The following is a 14,923-nucleotide window of genomic DNA, read 5'->3' as shown; positions in this document are numbered from 1 at the left end:
CCCTTGAACCGACCCCCGTACGGAGACCGTGACTACCACCGCCGCCTCCTCCCACCACCTTTCCCCCGCCTTCCCCGGACGGGCCCCCTGGGGCACCGCGAGCAAGCTGCGCGCCTGGCAGCAGGGTGCGATGGAGAAGTACATCCAGGAGCAGCCGCGCGACTTCCTCGCGGTCGCCACGCCCGGCGCCGGAAAGACGACCTTCGCCCTCACCCTCGCCTCCTGGCTGCTGCACCACCACGTCGTGCAGCAGGTCACGGTGGTCGCGCCGACCGAGCACCTGAAGAAGCAGTGGGCGGAAGCGGCGGCGCGCATAGGTATCAAGCTGGACCCCGAGTACAGCGCCGGCCCGCTCGGCAAGGACTACCACGGCGTCGCCGTGACGTACGCGGGCGTCGGCGTGCGCCCCATGCTGCACCGCAACCGCGTCGAGCAGCGCAAGACCCTCGTCATCCTCGACGAGATCCACCACGCCGGTGACTCGAAGTCGTGGGGCGAGGCGTGCCTGGAGGCCTTCGAGCCGGCCACCCGCCGGCTCTGCCTGACCGGTACGCCCTTCCGGTCCGACACCAACCCCATCCCGTTCGTCACGTACGAGGAGGGGAACGACGGCATCCGCCGCTCCGCCGCCGACTACACCTACGGGTACGGCAACGCGCTCGCGGACCACGTCGTGCGGCCCGTCATCTTCCTCTCCTACAGCGGCAACATGCGCTGGCGCACCAAGGCCGGCGACGAGATCGCCGCCCGCCTCGGCGAGCCGATGACCAAGGACGCGATCAGCCAGGCCTGGCGGACCGCCCTGGACCCGCGCGGCGACTGGATGCCGTCCGTGCTGCGCGCCGCCGACCAGCGGCTGACCGAGGTGCGCAAGGCCATCCCGGACGCCGGGGCCCTCGTCATCGCCTCGGACCAGGACTCCGCCCGCGCCTACGCCAAACTGATCCGCGAGATCACCGGGCACAAGGCGACCCTCGTGCTGTCCGACGACGCCGGCGCCTCGAAGCGGATCGACGACTTCAGCGGCAGCGAGGACCGCTGGATGGTGGCGGTCCGCATGGTGTCCGAGGGCGTCGACGTGCCCCGCCTCGCGGTCGGCGTCTACGCCACCACGATCTCCACGCCGCTCTTCTTCGCGCAGGCCGTCGGCCGTTTCGTACGGTCCAGGCGGCGCGGCGAGACGGCGTCCGTCTTCCTGCCGACCGTGCCCGACCTGCTCACCTTCGCCAACGAGATGGAGGTCGAGCGCGACCACGCCCTCGACAAGCCGAAGAAGGAGGGCGAGGAGGACCCGTACGCCGAGTCCGAGAAGGAGATGGAGGAGGCGAACAAGGAGCAGGACGAGGAGACCGGCGAGCAGGACATGCTGCCCTTCGAGGCGCTGGAGTCCGACGCCGTCTTCGACCGGGTCCTCTACGACGGCGCCGAGTTCGGCATGCAGGCCCACCCGGGCAGCGAGGAGGAGCAGGACTACCTCGGCATCCCCGGGCTGCTGGAGCCGGACCAGGTGCAAATGCTGCTCCAGAAGCGGCAGGCCCGGCAGATCGCGCACAGCCGCAAGAAGCCGGACGCCGAGGCCGACCTGCTCGAACTGCCCGCCGAGCGGCGCCCCGTCGTCTCGCACAAGGAGATGATGGAGCTGCGCAAGCAGCTCAACACGATGGTCTCCGCCTACGTCCATCAGAGCGGCAAGCCGCACGGCGTCATCCACACGGAGCTGCGGCGCGTGTGCGGGGGACCGCCGAGCGCCGAGGCGACGGCCGGGCAGCTGCGCCAGCGGATCGCCAAGGTGCAGGAGTGGGCCACCCGGATGCGGTGATCCTCGCGTCCGCCACCTCGATACGGTGACCCCGGCGCGCGCCCCGTACCGCGACGGCGCGCGCCCCACCGGACACCCCACGCCCCTCCCGTAACCCGGTGCGCCGCACATATACGGGCGAACCCGTGCGGTCCGTACCAGCGCATGCCCGGATTCTGGACGGAGCCTTCCGCTCAGCGAACCGGCTTCGCTAATGTCCGCCTACGCATACGCCCCGTGGCAGCGCCGCCGCGGAGCGCAGCCGTGAAGCGACGCGGTCCGGAAGGCCGGACCGCCGGCCGATCGGCGGCCTCTGAAGCGCGTGACCGACGGGACTCGGTGACGCATCCGCCGCGACGAGGCCGTCGACCTCACCACTAAGGAGTGGGCGTCGTGACCGCGGAGACCTCTCAGACGCTCGACAGGGGACTGCGCGTCCTCAAGCTGCTGGCCGATACGGACCACGGACTGACCGTCACCGAGCTATCCACCAAACTGGGCGTGAACCGGACCGTCGTGTACCGGCTGCTCGCCACGCTCGAACAGCACGCCCTCGTACGCCGCGACCTCGGGGGCCGCGCCCGCGTCGGGCTCGGCGTGCTGCGGCTCGGCCGCCAGGTGCATCCGCTGGTGCGCGAGGCCGCGCTGCCCGCGCTGCGCTCCCTGGCCGAGGACATAGGCGCGACGGCCCACCTGACGCTCGTGGACGGCTCCGAGGCGCTGGCCGTTGCCGTGGTGGAGCCGACCTGGACCGACTACCACGTGGCCTACCGTGCGGGTTTCCGGCACCCCCTGGACCGCGGGGCCGCGGGCCGCGCCATCCTCGCCGCCCGGAAGCAGCCCCCCGAGGGCCCCGGGTACACCCTGACCCACGGCGAGCTGGAGGCCGGTGCGAGCGGAGCCGCCGCCCCGCTGGTGGGCGTCACCGGGGTCGAGGGCAGCGTGGGCGTCGTGATGCTGGCCGACGCCGTACCGGAGCGGGTCGGGCAGCGGGTCGTGGACGCGGCCCGGGAGGTCGCCGAAGCCCTCCGCTGACGCGCCTTCCGGACGGCCCGGGCCTGGCGTGCGGCCCTCTAGGCAGCCCCCGCGCCACCTCCGACACTCGTGTCATGACCTCAGAGAGCATCCGCACCGTCCACGACACCGCCGGGTTCGCCGCCGTCGCCGACTACTTCAGCGACGTGTGGCAGACGCCGCGCAGCGCGCCGCCGCTGCTGCCCGAGACGCTGAACAGCCTCGCCCACGCGGGCGGTGCGGTGCACGCCGCGTACGACGGGGAGCGCGTCGTCGGCGGCTGCGTCGCCGTGTTCGGGCCGCCGGCGGCCAGAGCGGCGTACTCGCTGCTCGCGGCCGCCGAGCGCGGGCTCGGGCCACGGCTCAAGGAGGCCCAGCGGGCGTGGGCGCTGGGGCTCGGGGCGCGCACCATGCGCTGGACCTTCGACCCGCTGGTCGGCCGCAACGCCCGCTTCAACCTCGTCAAGCTCGGCGCCGAGGGCACCGGCTACCTCGTCGACTTCTACGGCCCCATGGCCGACGGCGTGAACGACGGCGACGAGAGCGACCGGCTGGAGGTCACCTGGGACCTGACCGGCACGCGGCGGTCGTCCGCCGGAACGACCACTGGTACGACCACCGACACCACCGCCGCGCGCGAGGCCGCGCCCGTCACCCACCCGGCGCCGGACGGCGGGTCGCTCGCCCGCCGCGACCCCGGGGACCGGTACGTGTGGTGCCGGGTGCCGCAGGACATCGTGGCGTTACGGGCCACGGACGCCGAGCGGGCCCTCGGCTGGCGGCGGGCCGTGCGCGAGGTGTTCACCAAGGCGTTCGCCGAGGGGTTCACGGCGACGGAGATGTCCCGCGACGGCTGGTACACGCTCACGCGCCGGGAGGACGCCCGCATGGAGGAGGACACCCCGTGAAGCTGGAACGCGTCGAACTGCTCCGGGTCGCGATCCCGCTCGTGACCCCGTTCCGCACCTCCTTCGGCACGATGACGACGAAGGACACCTTCCTGCTGCGGGCCGTCACCGACACCGCCGAGGGCTGGTCGGAGTTCGCCGGCGACCCCGAGCCGCTGTACTGCGCGGAGTTCGTGGCCGGCGCGGAGATCGTGCTGCGGGACGTCCTGCTGCCCCGGGCCGCCGCCCTGCCCGCGCTCACCGCGCCCGCCCTCGGCCCGGCGCTGGCCGCCGTCAAGGGACACGAGCTGGCGAAGGCGGCCCTGGAGACGGCGGTCCTCGACGCCGAGCTGCGGTCGTACGGCATGTCCCTGGCCACGTATCTCGGGGCGGTGCGCGAGCGGGTGCCCGCCGGGGTGTCGGTGGGGATCAGGCCGACCGTCGGGGAACTGCTGGACGACGTCGAGGGGTACCTCGCCGAGGGGTACGTGCGGATCAAGCTGAAGATCGAGCCCGGCTGGGACCTGGAGCCGGTCCGGGCGGTACGGGAGCGCTTCGGGGAGGCGGTGCCGCTCCAGGTCGACGCCAACGCCGCCTACACGCTCGCGGACGCCGAGCACCTGCGGCGGCTCGACGCGTTCGGGCTGCTGCTGGTCGAGGAGCCCCTCGCCGGAGGCGACCTGTACGCGCACGCCCGGCTCCAGCAGCGGCTCGCGACCCCCGTCTGCCTGGACGAGTCGCTGCACAACGCCCGCGACACCGCGTCCGCGATCACGCTGGACGCCTGCCGGGCGGTGAACGTGAAACCGGCCCGGGTCGGCGGCTACCTGGAGGCGCGGCGCGTCCACGACGTGGCGCACGCCCACGGGGTGCCGGTGTGGTGCGGCGGCATGCTGGAGACGGGTATCGGCCGCGCGGCCAACCTGGCGCTGGCCGCACTCCCCGGCTGCATCCTGCCGGGCGACACCTCCGCCTCCGCCCGCTACTTCGCCGAGGACATCACGGAGCCCTTCGTCCTCACCGACGGCCACCTGCCGGTGCCACGGGGCCCCGGCATCGGCGTCCGTCCCCTACCGGAGGCCCTGCGACGCTTCACCACGGCCCGCAGGGACCTGTACCGCGCCTGAACGCAGCCCGGCGCCTCCGGCTCCGCACCGCGCCCGAGCGCGCCGCCCGGCGCCCGCCGCCCGCGCGACCTGTAGCCGTGCTGACGCCGCCCAGCACCGCCCCGGCCCCGGTCCGGGGCGGCACGCCGTCACGTTAGATTTGGTCCGTGCTCTCACGCCTCACGCGCCCCCGGGCCCTCGCCGTCTGTGCGCTGCCGGTGGTGGCCCTGCTCGCCACCGCGGCCTTCGCGCCCCTGCCGTTCTCGCTGACGCAGCCCGGTCTGACGGCGAACGTGCTCGGCGACAACCGGGGCGAGCCGGTCATCACGATCTCCGGTGCGCCGACCCGCGACACCAGCGGCCAGCTGCGCATGACGACGATCGAGGCGACGTCGCCCGACACCACGGTGCGGCTCGGTGACGTGATCGACGCCTGGTTCAGCACCGACCAGGCGGTCATGCCGCGCGACTCGGTCTATCCCAGCGGACAGAGCACCCGGGAGATCGAGCGGTTCAACACCCGGCAGATGAAGGAGTCCCAGGACGACGCCACCGAGGCCGCCCTGACCTACCTCGACCTCGACGGCAAGGACGTCCGGGTCACCCTGAAGCTCGCGGACGTGGGCGGCCCGAGCGCCGGTCTGCTCTTCTCGCTCGGCATCGTCGACAAGCTCGACGGCGACGGCAGCGGCGGCGACCTCACGGGCGGCCGCGTCATCGCCGGCACCGGCACCATCGACCCGGACGGCAAGGTCGGCGCGGTCGGCGGGGTCTCCCTGAAGACGCAGGCCGCCCGGCGGGACGGCGCGACGGTGTTCCTGGTGCCGAAGGACGAGTGCGGCGACGCGAAGGCGGAACTCCCGAAGGGCCTGCGCCTGGTCCCGGTGACCACCCTGAAGGGCGCGATCGGCGCGCTCGACGCGCTCAGGACGGGCAAGGGCACGGTCCCGGCCTGCTGAGAACGGGAGCGCTACTTCACGAGGCCCTCCTGCTTCAGCCAGTCCAGCGCCACCTGGTGCGGGTCCTCCCCGTCGACGTCCACCTTCGCGTTCAGCTCCTGCGCCACCGTGTTGTCCAGCTTCTTCGTGATCGGGTCCAGGACGTCGGGGATCGCCGGCCACTTCCGCAGGGTCTTGGTGTTGATCATCGGGGCGGCGTTGTAGTTCGGGAAGAAGTCCTTGTCGTCGTCCATCACGACCAGGTTCATCGACTTGATCCGGCCGTCGGTGGTGAAGACCTCGCCGTAGGTGCAACTGCCCTTCGCGGTCTGGGTGTAGATGATCCCGGTGTCCATCTGCGTGATGTTCCGCGACGGCACGTCCATGCCGTACGTCTCCTCCATGCCGCGCAGGCCGTCGGCCCGGTTGGCGAACTCGACCTCCACGCACAGCGTGACCGCGGACGGGTTCGACTTCGACAGGGCGGCCACCTCGGAGAGGGTGTTCGTGCGGTACTTGCGGTGGTTGGCCTGGTTCATGGCCAGCGCGTACGTGTTGTCCAGCCGGGCCGGCGGCAGCCAGGTCACCCCGTTGCCCGCGTCCTCCTTCTTCACCGCCTCCCACTGCTCGTGCGGGTCGGTGATCGGATCGCTGTGCCCGAGATACGTGATCCAGGCCGTGCCCGTGTACTCGTACCCGGCGTCCGCCTCCCCCTTGACCACGGCCTCCCGGCTGCCGATGGAGCCCTGGATGCCGGTGCGGTCCACCACCTCGGCACCGGCCGCCTCGAAGGCGATGCCCATGATCGCGCCGAGGATCAGCTGCTCGGTGAACGACTTCGACGTCACCGTCAGCTTGGCGCCCTCCAGCGGTTCGCCCCGCCCGATCGAGCCGGGCTCCACGTCGTCGACCATGGGGGAGCCGCTGGTCAGCCCGCAGGCCGCCGCCGTCATCACCAGCCCCGCCGCCAGCAGCACGGCCGGCCGCCTCACCGGCCGCACCTGCCCGACCCGCCTCACAGCTCCGCTCCGCCTCACAGGTCCAGCCCCCTCGGCCGCAGCAGCACCTCGGCCAGCGACGCCAGCCAGTCCACCAGGAGCGCCAGCGACACGGTGAGGATCGAGCCCAGCACCAGCACCGGCATCCGCTGGTTGGTGATGCCGGCCGTGATCAGCACGCCCAGCCCGCCGCCCCCGCCGAACACCGCGAGGGTCGCCGTACCGACGTTGAGGACGAGGGCCGTGCGCACACCCGCCAGGATCAGCGGCACCGCCAGCGGCAGCTCGACCCGGGTCAGCACGCCCGCCGGGGACATCCCGATGCCCCGCGCCGCCTCCAGCAGCGTCGGGTCGTTCGCCTTGAGACCGGCGATCGTGTTGGACAGCACCGGCAGGACGGCGTAGATGATGATGCCGATCAGCGCGGCACGGCGGCCGATGCCCAGCCAGATCACCAGCAGGGCGAGCAGCCCGATCGCCGGGGTCGCCTGGCCCATGTTGGCGAACGCCAGTGCCACCGGTGTGGCCTTGCGGAAGGCCCGCCGGGTCAGCAGGATCCCGAGCGGGATCGCGATGATCAGCACGAAGAACGTGGAGATGACGGTCAGTTCGATGTGCTCCCACAGGGCCTGCGAGACCTGCCCGTCGGACAGCGCGTTCTCGGAGACCGGGTCGAGGTCGGCCTGCCGGAACCACAGCCAGGTCGCCAGCAGCAGCACGACCAGCATCGCCGGGACGATGGTGAGCTTCTGCCAGCTCAGCTTGCGCGGCGGCCGTTTCGGGGGCGGGGGAGGGGGCGCCTCGTCGTCCTCGGGGACGGGCGGTTCCTCCCGTGCCGGCGCGCCCGGCGCCTGGGAGGTGCTCACGCCATCCGCCCTTCCGTGCCGCCCTCCTGCTCGGCATGGGTGACCTCGCTGCGCTGGCCCTCCAGCTCGTGCTGCGCCTCCAGCGCCTCCAGCCGGTCGGCCTCCAGCAGTTCGTGCACGGAGTTGATCAGCGTCTCCATGTCGACGACGCCCGTGTACTCGCCGCGCCGCCCGGTCACCGCGACCCGTCCCGCGTTGTCGGTGAGGACCGCCTCCAGGGCGTCCCGCAGGGTGGCGTCCCGGGTCACGGTGTCGCTGACCAGCGTCCCGGCCCGGGCCAGCGAGCCGCGGGCCCGCATCAGGTCGCCGCGCCGCACCCACTTGTAGGGGCGGCGCCGCTTGTCGAGCAGCAGGATCTCGTTGGTGCCGCTGGAGCGCAGCCGGTTGAAGATCTCCTGGAGCGGGTCGTCGACGGTCACCGTCGGGTAGTCGGTGATCTCCACGTCCCGCACCCGGGTCAGGTTGAGCCGCTTCAGCGCCGCGCCCGCGCCGACGAACCCGGAGACGAAGTCGTCGGCCGGGTTGGTGAGGATGGCCTCCGGGGTGTCGAACTGGGCGATGTGGGAGCGCTCGCGGAGCACCGCGATCCGGTCGCCGATCTTGATGGCCTCGTCGAAGTCGTGCGTGACGAACACGATGGTCTTGTGCAGTTCGTGCTGGAGCCGGATCAGCTCGTCCTGGAGGTGGTCCCGGGTGATCGGGTCGACCGCGCCGAACGGCTCGTCCATCAGCAGGACGGGCGGGTCGGCGGCCAGCGCCCGTGCCACGCCGACCCGCTGCTGCTGCCCGCCGGAGAGCTGGCGGGGGTAGCGGCCGTGGAACTCGCCGGGGTCCAGGCCCACCAGGTCGAGCAGCTCCTCGACGCGGGAGGCGATCCTGGACTTCGACCAGCCGATCATCTTCGGCACCAGGCCGATGTTCTGGGCGACCGTCATGTGCGGGAACAGCCCGGCGGACTGGATGGCGTAGCCGAGGCGGCGGCGCAGCTTCACCGGGTCCATGTCGGTGACGTCCTCGCCGTCGATGCGGATCCGGCCGCCGGTCGGCTCGATCAGACGGTTGATCATCTTCAGCGTCGTGGACTTCCCGCACCCTGAGGGCCCGACGAAGATCACCACCTCGCCCGCCTTGATCTCCATGTTCACGTTGTCGACGGCCGGCTGCGCGCTGCCGGGGTAGCGCTTGGTCAGGTTCTCCAGCTCGATGGAGGCGCCGTGGTGCTCGCTCTCAGACACGGATCCCCCTGGGGATGGTCAGCCGTCCGAGGACGACGTACGCGGCGTCGAACAGCAGCGCGAGGATGATGATCCCGATGGTGCCCGCGAGCACCTGGTTGAGCGCGTTGGCGCTGCCCAGCGAGGCGAGCCCGCGGAAGATCACGTTGCCGAGGCCGGGGCCCGAGGCGTACGCGGCGATCGCTGCGATGCCCATCAGCATCTGCGTGGCGACCCGGATGCCGGTCAGGATCGGCGGCCAGGCCAGCGGCAGCTCCACCCGCAGCAACTGCGCGAGCCGGGACATCCCGATCCCGCGGGCCGCGTCCACCAGGGCGGGGTCGACGCCGCGCAGGCCGACGATGCAGTTGCGCACGATCGGCAGCAGCCCGTACAGCGTCAGCGCGATCACCGTCGGCGCCACGCCCAGCCCCACGATCGGGATGAGCAGGCCGATCATGGCCAGCGACGGGATGGTCAGGATGCCCGAGGTGGTCAGCGTGGCCAGGTTCCCGGCCCACTCGCTGCGGTACGTCAGCACCCCGATCAGCACCCCGATGAGGGTGGCCACCACCATGCACTGCAGGACCGCGCTCGCGTGCTGCAGGGCGTCGGCGAACAGCTGCTGGTGGCGGCTGCCCAGGTACTCCCAGAAGTTCACGAGGCTCACCCCCAGCTGATCGGGCCGCTAGCTGCTCTCCCGGTCCTCCGCCGCCTGCTCCACCAGAGGGATGACCCGCAGCGGAACGGGGTTCTCCATGACGATCGCGGTGGAGGCCCGGACGATCCCATCGAAACCGACGACCCGGTCGATCACACGTTGAAGATCGGCGTTCGAGCGCGCCACCAGACGGCACAGCATGTCCCCGGTGCCGGTGGTGGTGTGCAGCTCCAGCACCTCCGGCACGGACGCCAAGTGCGCGCGCACGTCGGCTCCTTGACCCTGCCGGATCTGCAGCGTGGCGAACGCCGTGACCGGGTAGCCGAGGGCCGCCGGATCGACCTCCGGCCCGAAGCCGCGGATGACTCCGTTCGACTGAAGGCGGTCCAGCCGCGCCTGCGCGGTCCCACGCGCCACCCCCAGCCGCCGGGACATCTCCAGCACCCCGATCCGCGGCTCGCGCGCCAGCAGCGCGATGATCCGCCCGTCCAGCCGGTCGATCGCCATACGCCCCCCTTCCGGGGTGGTCATCCTGTACAGAAAGTCCGCGTGGACCGCCCTGATGCCCTACAGATTGCCCAGCGGAAAACGAAACTATTGCGCACCTTGCCGTGCCGGGTGAGGCTGCGCCTATGACGCAGACCACACACCACACTCCCGACACCGCACGGCAGGCCGACCCCTTCCCGGTCAAGGGAATGGACGCGGTCGTCTTCGCCGTGGGCAACGCCAAGCAGGCGGCGCACTACTACTCCACCGCCTTCGGCATGCAGCTGGTCGCATACTCCGGACCGGAGAACGGCAGCCGCGAGACCGCCTCGTACGTGCTGGAGAGCGGCTCGGCCCGCTTCGTGTTCACCTCCGTGATCAAGCGGTCCACCGAGTGGGGCGCCTTCCTCGAGGACCACGTGGCCGCGCACGGCGACGGCGTGTACGACCTCGCCATCGAGGTGCCGGACGCCCGCGCCGCCTACGCCTACGCGATCGAGCACGGCGCCACGTCCGTCGCCGAGCCGTACGAGCTGAAGGACGAGCACGGCACCGTGGTGCTGGCCGCCATCGCCACCTACGGCAAGACCCGCCACACGCTGGTCGAGCGCACCGGCTACGACGGCCCGTACCTGCCCGGCTACGTCTCCGCCGCCCCGATGGTCGAGCCGCCGGCCAAGCGCTCCTTCCAGGCCGTCGACCACTGCGTCGGCAACGTCGAGCTCGGCCGGATGAACGAGTGGGTCGCGTTCTACAACAAGGTCATGGGCTTCACGAACATGAAGGAGTTCGTGGGCGACGACATCGCGACCGAGTACAGCGCGCTGATGTCCAAGGTCGTGGCCGACGGCACGCTCAAGGTCAAGTTCCCGATCAACGAGCCCGCCATCGCCAAGAAGAAGTCCCAGATCGACGAGTACCTGGAGTTCTACGGCGGCGCCGGCGTCCAGCACATCGCGCTGAACACCAACGACATCGTGCACACCGTCCGCCAGATGCGCGCCGCCGGCGTGCAGTTCCTGGACACCCCGGACTCGTACTACGACACCCTCGGCGAGTGGGCGGGCGAGACCCGGGTGCCCGTCGAGACGCTGCGCGAGCTGAAGATCCTCGTCGACCGCGACGAGGACGGCTACCTGCTGCAGATCTTCACCAAGCCGGTCCAGGACCGCCCGACCGTCTTCTTCGAGATGATCGAGCGCCACGGCTCCATGGGCTTCGGCAAGGGCAACTTCAAGGCGCTGTTCGAGGCCATCGAGCGCGAGCAGGCCAAGCGCGGCAACCTCTGACGGCCCGGCCCGCCGGGGAGGCTCACTCCCCGGCGGACCAGTCCTCGAAGTCCGGGACGTCCTCCACCGACGGCTCCCCGAGCTCCCGCAGCGCCTCCTCCGCCTTCGGCGCCAGCGTCGGCGAGAAGCGCGGACTGATCCGCAGCGCCTCCTGGAGGTGCCGCCGCGCCGGCCCCTCCCGGCCCAGCTCCCGCTCGATCATCCCCAGGTGGTAGCTGTACAGCGCGCTGCGCACCGCGCCCCCCTTGGCCCGGTCCGTGGCCCGCCGGGCGAACGTCAGGGCCTCCTCGTCCTCCCCGGCCCGGTGCAGCGCCCAGCCCAGCGCGTCCGCGACCGCGATCCCCGGCTGACGCCGCCACTCCGCGCGCAGCCGCTCCACCGCCGACTCCGCGTCCCCGTGGTCCGCCTCGAACCGGCCCAGGACCAGCTCCTCGTCCACCCCGGCCGCCGCGGCCCGCGCCGCCCGCTCCCGCAGCAGGTCGTACTGCACGCGTGCCGCCTGCCCGAGACCCATCGACTCGTACAGCTCGCCCAGCTCCAGCGCGTACTCCGGGCACGGCTGCCGCGCGAGGGCCGCCCGGTAGGCGGTCAGGGCCTCCGTGGTGCGGCCCAGCGCGGCCAGTGCCCGGCCCTGCCCGGCCAGCGCCGCCCGCTGGTCCGGGTCGAGCCGCACCGCCTCCTGGAAGTGCCGCAGCGCCACGTCCACGTCACCGCTCTCGAACGCCAGCTGCCCGGCCCGCTCCAGATAGTCCGCACGCTCGGCCGGGTTCGCCGCGCCGGCCGCCGCGTCGGACAGCGCCGCCGCCGCGTCCTCGCCCAGCCCCCGGTCCCGGTACACGGCCGCCGCCCGTGCCCGCACCGCCGGGCCCGAGCGCAGCTTCAGCAGCCGGTCCAGGGCCCGCCCCGCCGCCTTGTGGTGACCGAGGCCGGTGTGCGCGTCGATCAGCTGCGGATACGCCGTCCAGCGCTTCGGGTCCGCCTTCACCGCCGCCTCCGCCCAGGTCAGCGCCGCCCCGAAGTCCCGCCGGGCGTTCGCCAGGGCCGCCATGCCGCTCAGCGCCCCGGCGTTGCGCGAGCGGACCTCCAGCGAGGCGCGCAGCGCTTTCTCCGCCTTCGGGTAGTACGCCGGCTGCGCGGTCCGCCGCCCCTGCTCGACGTACGCGGCCCCCAGCACCGCCCACGACACGGCGTCCCGCGGATGCGCGCGCACCCGCCGCTCGCGCCGGTCGATCAGCGCCGCCAGATCGGGCAGCGCCGCCGGCACCCCCGAGGTCACCGCGGTCAGCGCCCGCGCCCCCGGTGCCGGCGCCGGTGCGGGCGGCCGCGCGGGCCCGGGCCCCGGCCCGGACGGCAGCAGCGCCAGCGCGCCGCCGAGCACGGCACAGCCCGCCACCGACGCGATGAGGACCCGGCGCCGCAGGCGCCGCCGGGCGGTCGCGTCCTGTCCCTGGTCCACGGCCTCGTTCTCCATGGCGTTACTGTGCGCGAAACGGGGCGTGGACACGACGACCACACCCGCCCGGCCACGGGTGCCGCGCGCGGGGTTCACACCGATGGCCCCGGGTGTCACGCTGTGATCATGAGCCGTACCGAAGCCGCACCCGACCAGGCCCTGGGTGACCTCACCGAACGGCTGCTCGCCGGTCTGCCCGCCGAGGCCGTCCTCACCGACACCGACGTCACCGCCTCCTACGCACACGACATGGCGAGCTTCTGCCCGGCCGGCACGCCCGCCGTCGTCGTGCTCCCGCGCACCGTCGAAGAGGTCCAGCACGTGATGCGCACCGCCACCGCGCTGCGCGTCCCCGTCGTCCCGCAGGGCGCCCGCACGGGCCTGTCGGGCGGCGCCAACGCCTCCGACGGCTGCATTGTGCTGTCCCTGACGAAGATGGACCGCATCCTCGAGATCAACCCGGTCGACCGGATCGCCGTCGTGGAGCCCGGCGTCGTCAACGCGACGCTCTCCCGCGCGGTGGGCGAGCACGGCCTGTACTACCCGCCGGACCCCTCCAGCTGGGAGATGTGCACCATCGGCGGGAACATCGGCACCGCCTCGGGCGGGCTGTGCTGCGTGAAGTACGGGGTGACGGCCGAGTACGTCCTCGGCCTCGACGTCGTCCTCGCCGACGGACGCCTGATGAGCACGGGCCGCCGCACCGCCAAGGGCGTGGCGGGCTACGACCTGACGCGGCTCTTCGTCGGCTCCGAGGGCTCGCTCGGCATCGTCGTGCGGGCGGTGCTCGCGCTGCGCCCCAAGCCGCCCCAGCAGCTCGTGCTGGCCGCCGAGTTCGCCTCCGCGGCCGCCGCCTGCGACGCGGTGTGCCGGATCATGGCCGGCGGACATGTGCCGTCGCTGCTGGAGCTGATGGACCGTACGACCGTCGCGGCCGTCAACGCCATGGCGAAGATGGGGCTGCCGGAGACCACCGAGGCACTGCTGCTGGCCGCCTTCGACACCCCCGACCCGGCCGCCGACCTCGCCGCCGTCGGCGCGCTGTGCGAGGCGGCCGGCGCCACCCAGGTGGTCCCGGCGGACGACGCCGCCGAGTCCGAACTCCTGCTCCAGGCACGCCGGCTGTCCCTCACCGCGCTGGAGGCGGTCCGGGGCGTCACCATGATCGACGACGTGTGCGTGCCGCGTTCCCGGCTCGGCGACCTGATCGAGGGCGTGGAGCGGATCGCGGACCGGCACCGCCTCACCATCGGGGTCGTCGCGCACGCGGGCGACGGCAACACCCACCCCACCGTCTGCTTCGACGCCGCCGACCCCGACGAGTCCCGGCGCGCCCGTGAGTCGTTCGACGAGATCATGGCGCTCGGCCTGGAACTCGGCGGCACCATCACCGGCGAGCACGGCGTGGGCGTGCTGAAGAAGGAGTGGATGGCCCGCGAGATCGGCCCCGTCGGGATCGAGATGCAGCGAGGGATCAAGCGGGTCTTCGACCCGCTGGACCTCCTCAACCCCGGCAAGCTGTTCTGACCCGCCCCCTGGGCGCCCGTCACCGGGCGAGCAGCTCGTCGAGCGCGTCGTCGATCCCGAGCTGGCCGGCCTCGGTGCCCGGCGGCACCACCCGCAGCGTCCGCTCCAGCCAGGCCGACACCTGCGCGGCGGGCGCCTCCAGCAGGGCGTCCCCGTCGGGCGAGCTCAGCGCCATCAGCACCACGCTGCGGCCCTCCGACTTCGTCGGCCACACCCGCACGTCCCCGTGCCCGCACGGGCGGAACACCCCCTCGACCAGCAGATCGCGGGAGAACGTCCAGTGCACGGGCTGCGCGGAGGTGATGTGGAAGGTGACGTGGACGGCGTAGGGGTCGTCGCTGTGGTAGCCCAGCCGGGCCGGGACGGGGACGCTGCGCTCGGGCGACAGGATGAGCCGCAGCTCCAGTTCGCGCTCGACGACGGTGTGGGACATGGCAGGGGTCCTCTCTCGTGACACGTACGGGTTCCCCGGGTGGGCCCCGTACGAGTGGAGAGGGACGACCCCGCGTCGCATTACGCGACTCGGGCGGACTTTTTTCCGGCCCGGCCCCCCGCCGGGCTTTCGTACCTGTGACGTACGTGCACGAGGTTGCCCGGAAAGGGGCGGGTCCCGTAGGACCGGCGGTGGCGGGTGCGTCCGTCTGATAGATGTGGAGCCCCCGTAGTGACCCACGAGCAGATAC

General features: G+C 72.4%; 14 protein-coding genes. 7 read left to right on the top strand and 7 right to left on the bottom strand.

Annotation, left to right across the window (positions count from 1 at the left end; all coding sequences use genetic code 11):
* Positions 1-28: 28 nt before the first annotated feature.
* The 5 genes from ADL34_RS04740 to ADL34_RS04720 all read left to right on the top strand — a co-directional run bounded on the left by ADL34_RS04740 (position 29) and on the right by ADL34_RS04720 (position 5,764).
* Positions 29-1,819, top strand: a complete 1,791-nt coding sequence (locus ADL34_RS04740) for a DEAD/DEAH box helicase (RefSeq protein WP_062665242.1) — start codon at positions 29-31, stop codon at positions 1,817-1,819.
* Between the two features lie 372 nt (positions 1,820-2,191).
* Complete coding sequence (locus ADL34_RS04735; RefSeq protein WP_062665241.1) at positions 2,192-2,833, top strand: IclR family transcriptional regulator; 642 nt, start codon at positions 2,192-2,194, stop codon at positions 2,831-2,833.
* A 74-nt stretch (positions 2,834-2,907) separates the two neighbouring features.
* Complete coding sequence (locus ADL34_RS04730; protein WP_062665240.1) at positions 2,908-3,720, top strand: hypothetical protein; 813 nt, start codon at positions 2,908-2,910, stop codon at positions 3,718-3,720.
* Positions 3,717-4,826, top strand: coding sequence for an o-succinylbenzoate synthase (gene menC / locus ADL34_RS04725; protein ID WP_062665239.1), 1,110 nt, complete (start codon positions 3,717-3,719; stop codon positions 4,824-4,826). The genes ADL34_RS04730 and menC overlap by 4 nt, the downstream gene beginning before the upstream one ends.
* A 146-nt stretch (positions 4,827-4,972) precedes the next feature.
* On the top strand, positions 4,973-5,764 hold the full coding sequence (locus ADL34_RS04720) for a PDZ domain-containing protein (RefSeq protein WP_062665238.1): 792 nt from the start codon (positions 4,973-4,975) through the stop codon (positions 5,762-5,764).
* An 11-nt stretch (positions 5,765-5,775) separates the two neighbouring features.
* On the opposite strand, the gene ADL34_RS04715 is transcribed toward ADL34_RS04720, so the two are convergent.
* The 5 genes from ADL34_RS04715 to ADL34_RS04695 all read right to left on the bottom strand — a co-directional run bounded on the left by ADL34_RS04715 (position 5,776) and on the right by ADL34_RS04695 (position 9,989).
* Positions 5,776-6,696 carry a glycine betaine ABC transporter substrate-binding protein gene (locus ADL34_RS04715; RefSeq protein WP_062665300.1) on the bottom strand — a complete coding sequence of 307 codons (921 nt, stop codon included), beginning with the start codon at positions 6,694-6,696 and terminating at the stop codon, positions 5,776-5,778.
* Positions 6,697-6,776: 80 nt separating this feature from the next.
* Positions 6,777-7,607 (bottom strand): ABC transporter permease, encoded by an 831-nt coding sequence (locus ADL34_RS04710; RefSeq protein WP_062665235.1) that lies wholly within the window; start codon positions 7,605-7,607, stop codon positions 6,777-6,779.
* Positions 7,604-8,842 (bottom strand): betaine/proline/choline family ABC transporter ATP-binding protein, encoded by a 1,239-nt coding sequence (locus tag ADL34_RS04705; RefSeq protein ID WP_062665233.1) that lies wholly within the window; start codon positions 8,840-8,842, stop codon positions 7,604-7,606. Before ADL34_RS04705 ends, ADL34_RS04710 begins: the two co-directional genes overlap by 4 nt.
* A complete protein-coding gene (locus ADL34_RS04700; protein WP_062665298.1) occupies positions 8,835-9,482 on the bottom strand; it encodes an ABC transporter permease in 648 nt (215 codons plus the stop codon). The genes ADL34_RS04705 and ADL34_RS04700 overlap by 8 nt, the downstream gene beginning before the upstream one ends.
* Before the next feature lie 27 nt (positions 9,483-9,509).
* Positions 9,510-9,989 (bottom strand): Lrp/AsnC family transcriptional regulator, encoded by a 480-nt coding sequence (locus tag ADL34_RS04695; protein WP_055624583.1) that lies wholly within the window; start codon positions 9,987-9,989, stop codon positions 9,510-9,512.
* Positions 9,990-10,114: 125 nt separating this feature from the next.
* Here ADL34_RS04695 and hppD point away from each other — a divergent pair, with 125 nt between their 5' ends.
* Positions 10,115-11,260, top strand: coding sequence for a 4-hydroxyphenylpyruvate dioxygenase (gene hppD, locus ADL34_RS04690; protein ID WP_062665226.1), 1,146 nt, complete (start codon positions 10,115-10,117; stop codon positions 11,258-11,260).
* Between the two features lie 22 nt (positions 11,261-11,282).
* Here the strand turns inward: hppD and ADL34_RS04685 are convergent, their stop codons facing one another.
* Entirely contained in the window at positions 11,283-12,731 is a 1,449-nt protein-coding gene (locus tag ADL34_RS04685) for a tetratricopeptide repeat protein (protein WP_062665296.1), read from the bottom strand.
* Between the two features lie 102 nt (positions 12,732-12,833).
* Between ADL34_RS04685 and ADL34_RS04680 the strand changes: the two genes are divergently transcribed.
* Complete coding sequence (locus tag ADL34_RS04680) at positions 12,834-14,240, top strand: FAD-binding oxidoreductase (protein WP_062665225.1); 1,407 nt, start codon at positions 12,834-12,836, stop codon at positions 14,238-14,240.
* 19 nt (positions 14,241-14,259) lie between these two features.
* Here ADL34_RS04680 and ADL34_RS04675 read toward each other — a convergent pair whose 3' ends face one another.
* A complete protein-coding gene (locus tag ADL34_RS04675) occupies positions 14,260-14,673 on the bottom strand; it encodes an SsgA family sporulation/cell division regulator (RefSeq protein WP_062665223.1) in 414 nt (137 codons plus the stop codon).
* Positions 14,674-14,923 lie beyond the last annotated feature (250 nt).

Source organism: Streptomyces sp. NRRL WC-3605, from assembly GCF_001509795.1.
In the GTDB taxonomy this organism is placed as follows: Bacteria; Actinomycetota; Actinomycetes; order Streptomycetales; family Streptomycetaceae; genus Streptomyces; species Streptomyces viridochromogenes.
This window is presented reverse-complemented; position numbering and strand designations above follow the sequence as displayed.

Coding starts and splice junctions, on each gene's coding strand:
- ADL34_RS04730 (WP_062665240.1), top strand. CDS start 2,908: ATGACCTCAGAGAGCATCCGCACCGTCCACGACACCGCCGGGTTCGCC.
- ADL34_RS04715 (WP_062665300.1), bottom strand. CDS start 6,696: ATGACGGCGGCGGCCTGCGGGCTGACCAGCGGCTCCCCCATGGTCGAC.
- ADL34_RS04695 (WP_055624583.1), bottom strand. CDS start 9,989: ATGGCGATCGACCGGCTGGACGGGCGGATCATCGCGCTGCTGGCGCGC.
- hppD (WP_062665226.1), top strand. CDS start 10,115: ATGACGCAGACCACACACCACACTCCCGACACCGCACGGCAGGCCGAC.
- ADL34_RS04685 (WP_062665296.1), bottom strand. CDS start 12,731: ATGGAGAACGAGGCCGTGGACCAGGGACAGGACGCGACCGCCCGGCGG.
- ADL34_RS04675 (WP_062665223.1), bottom strand. CDS start 14,673: ATGTCCCACACCGTCGTCGAGCGCGAACTGGAGCTGCGGCTCATCCTG.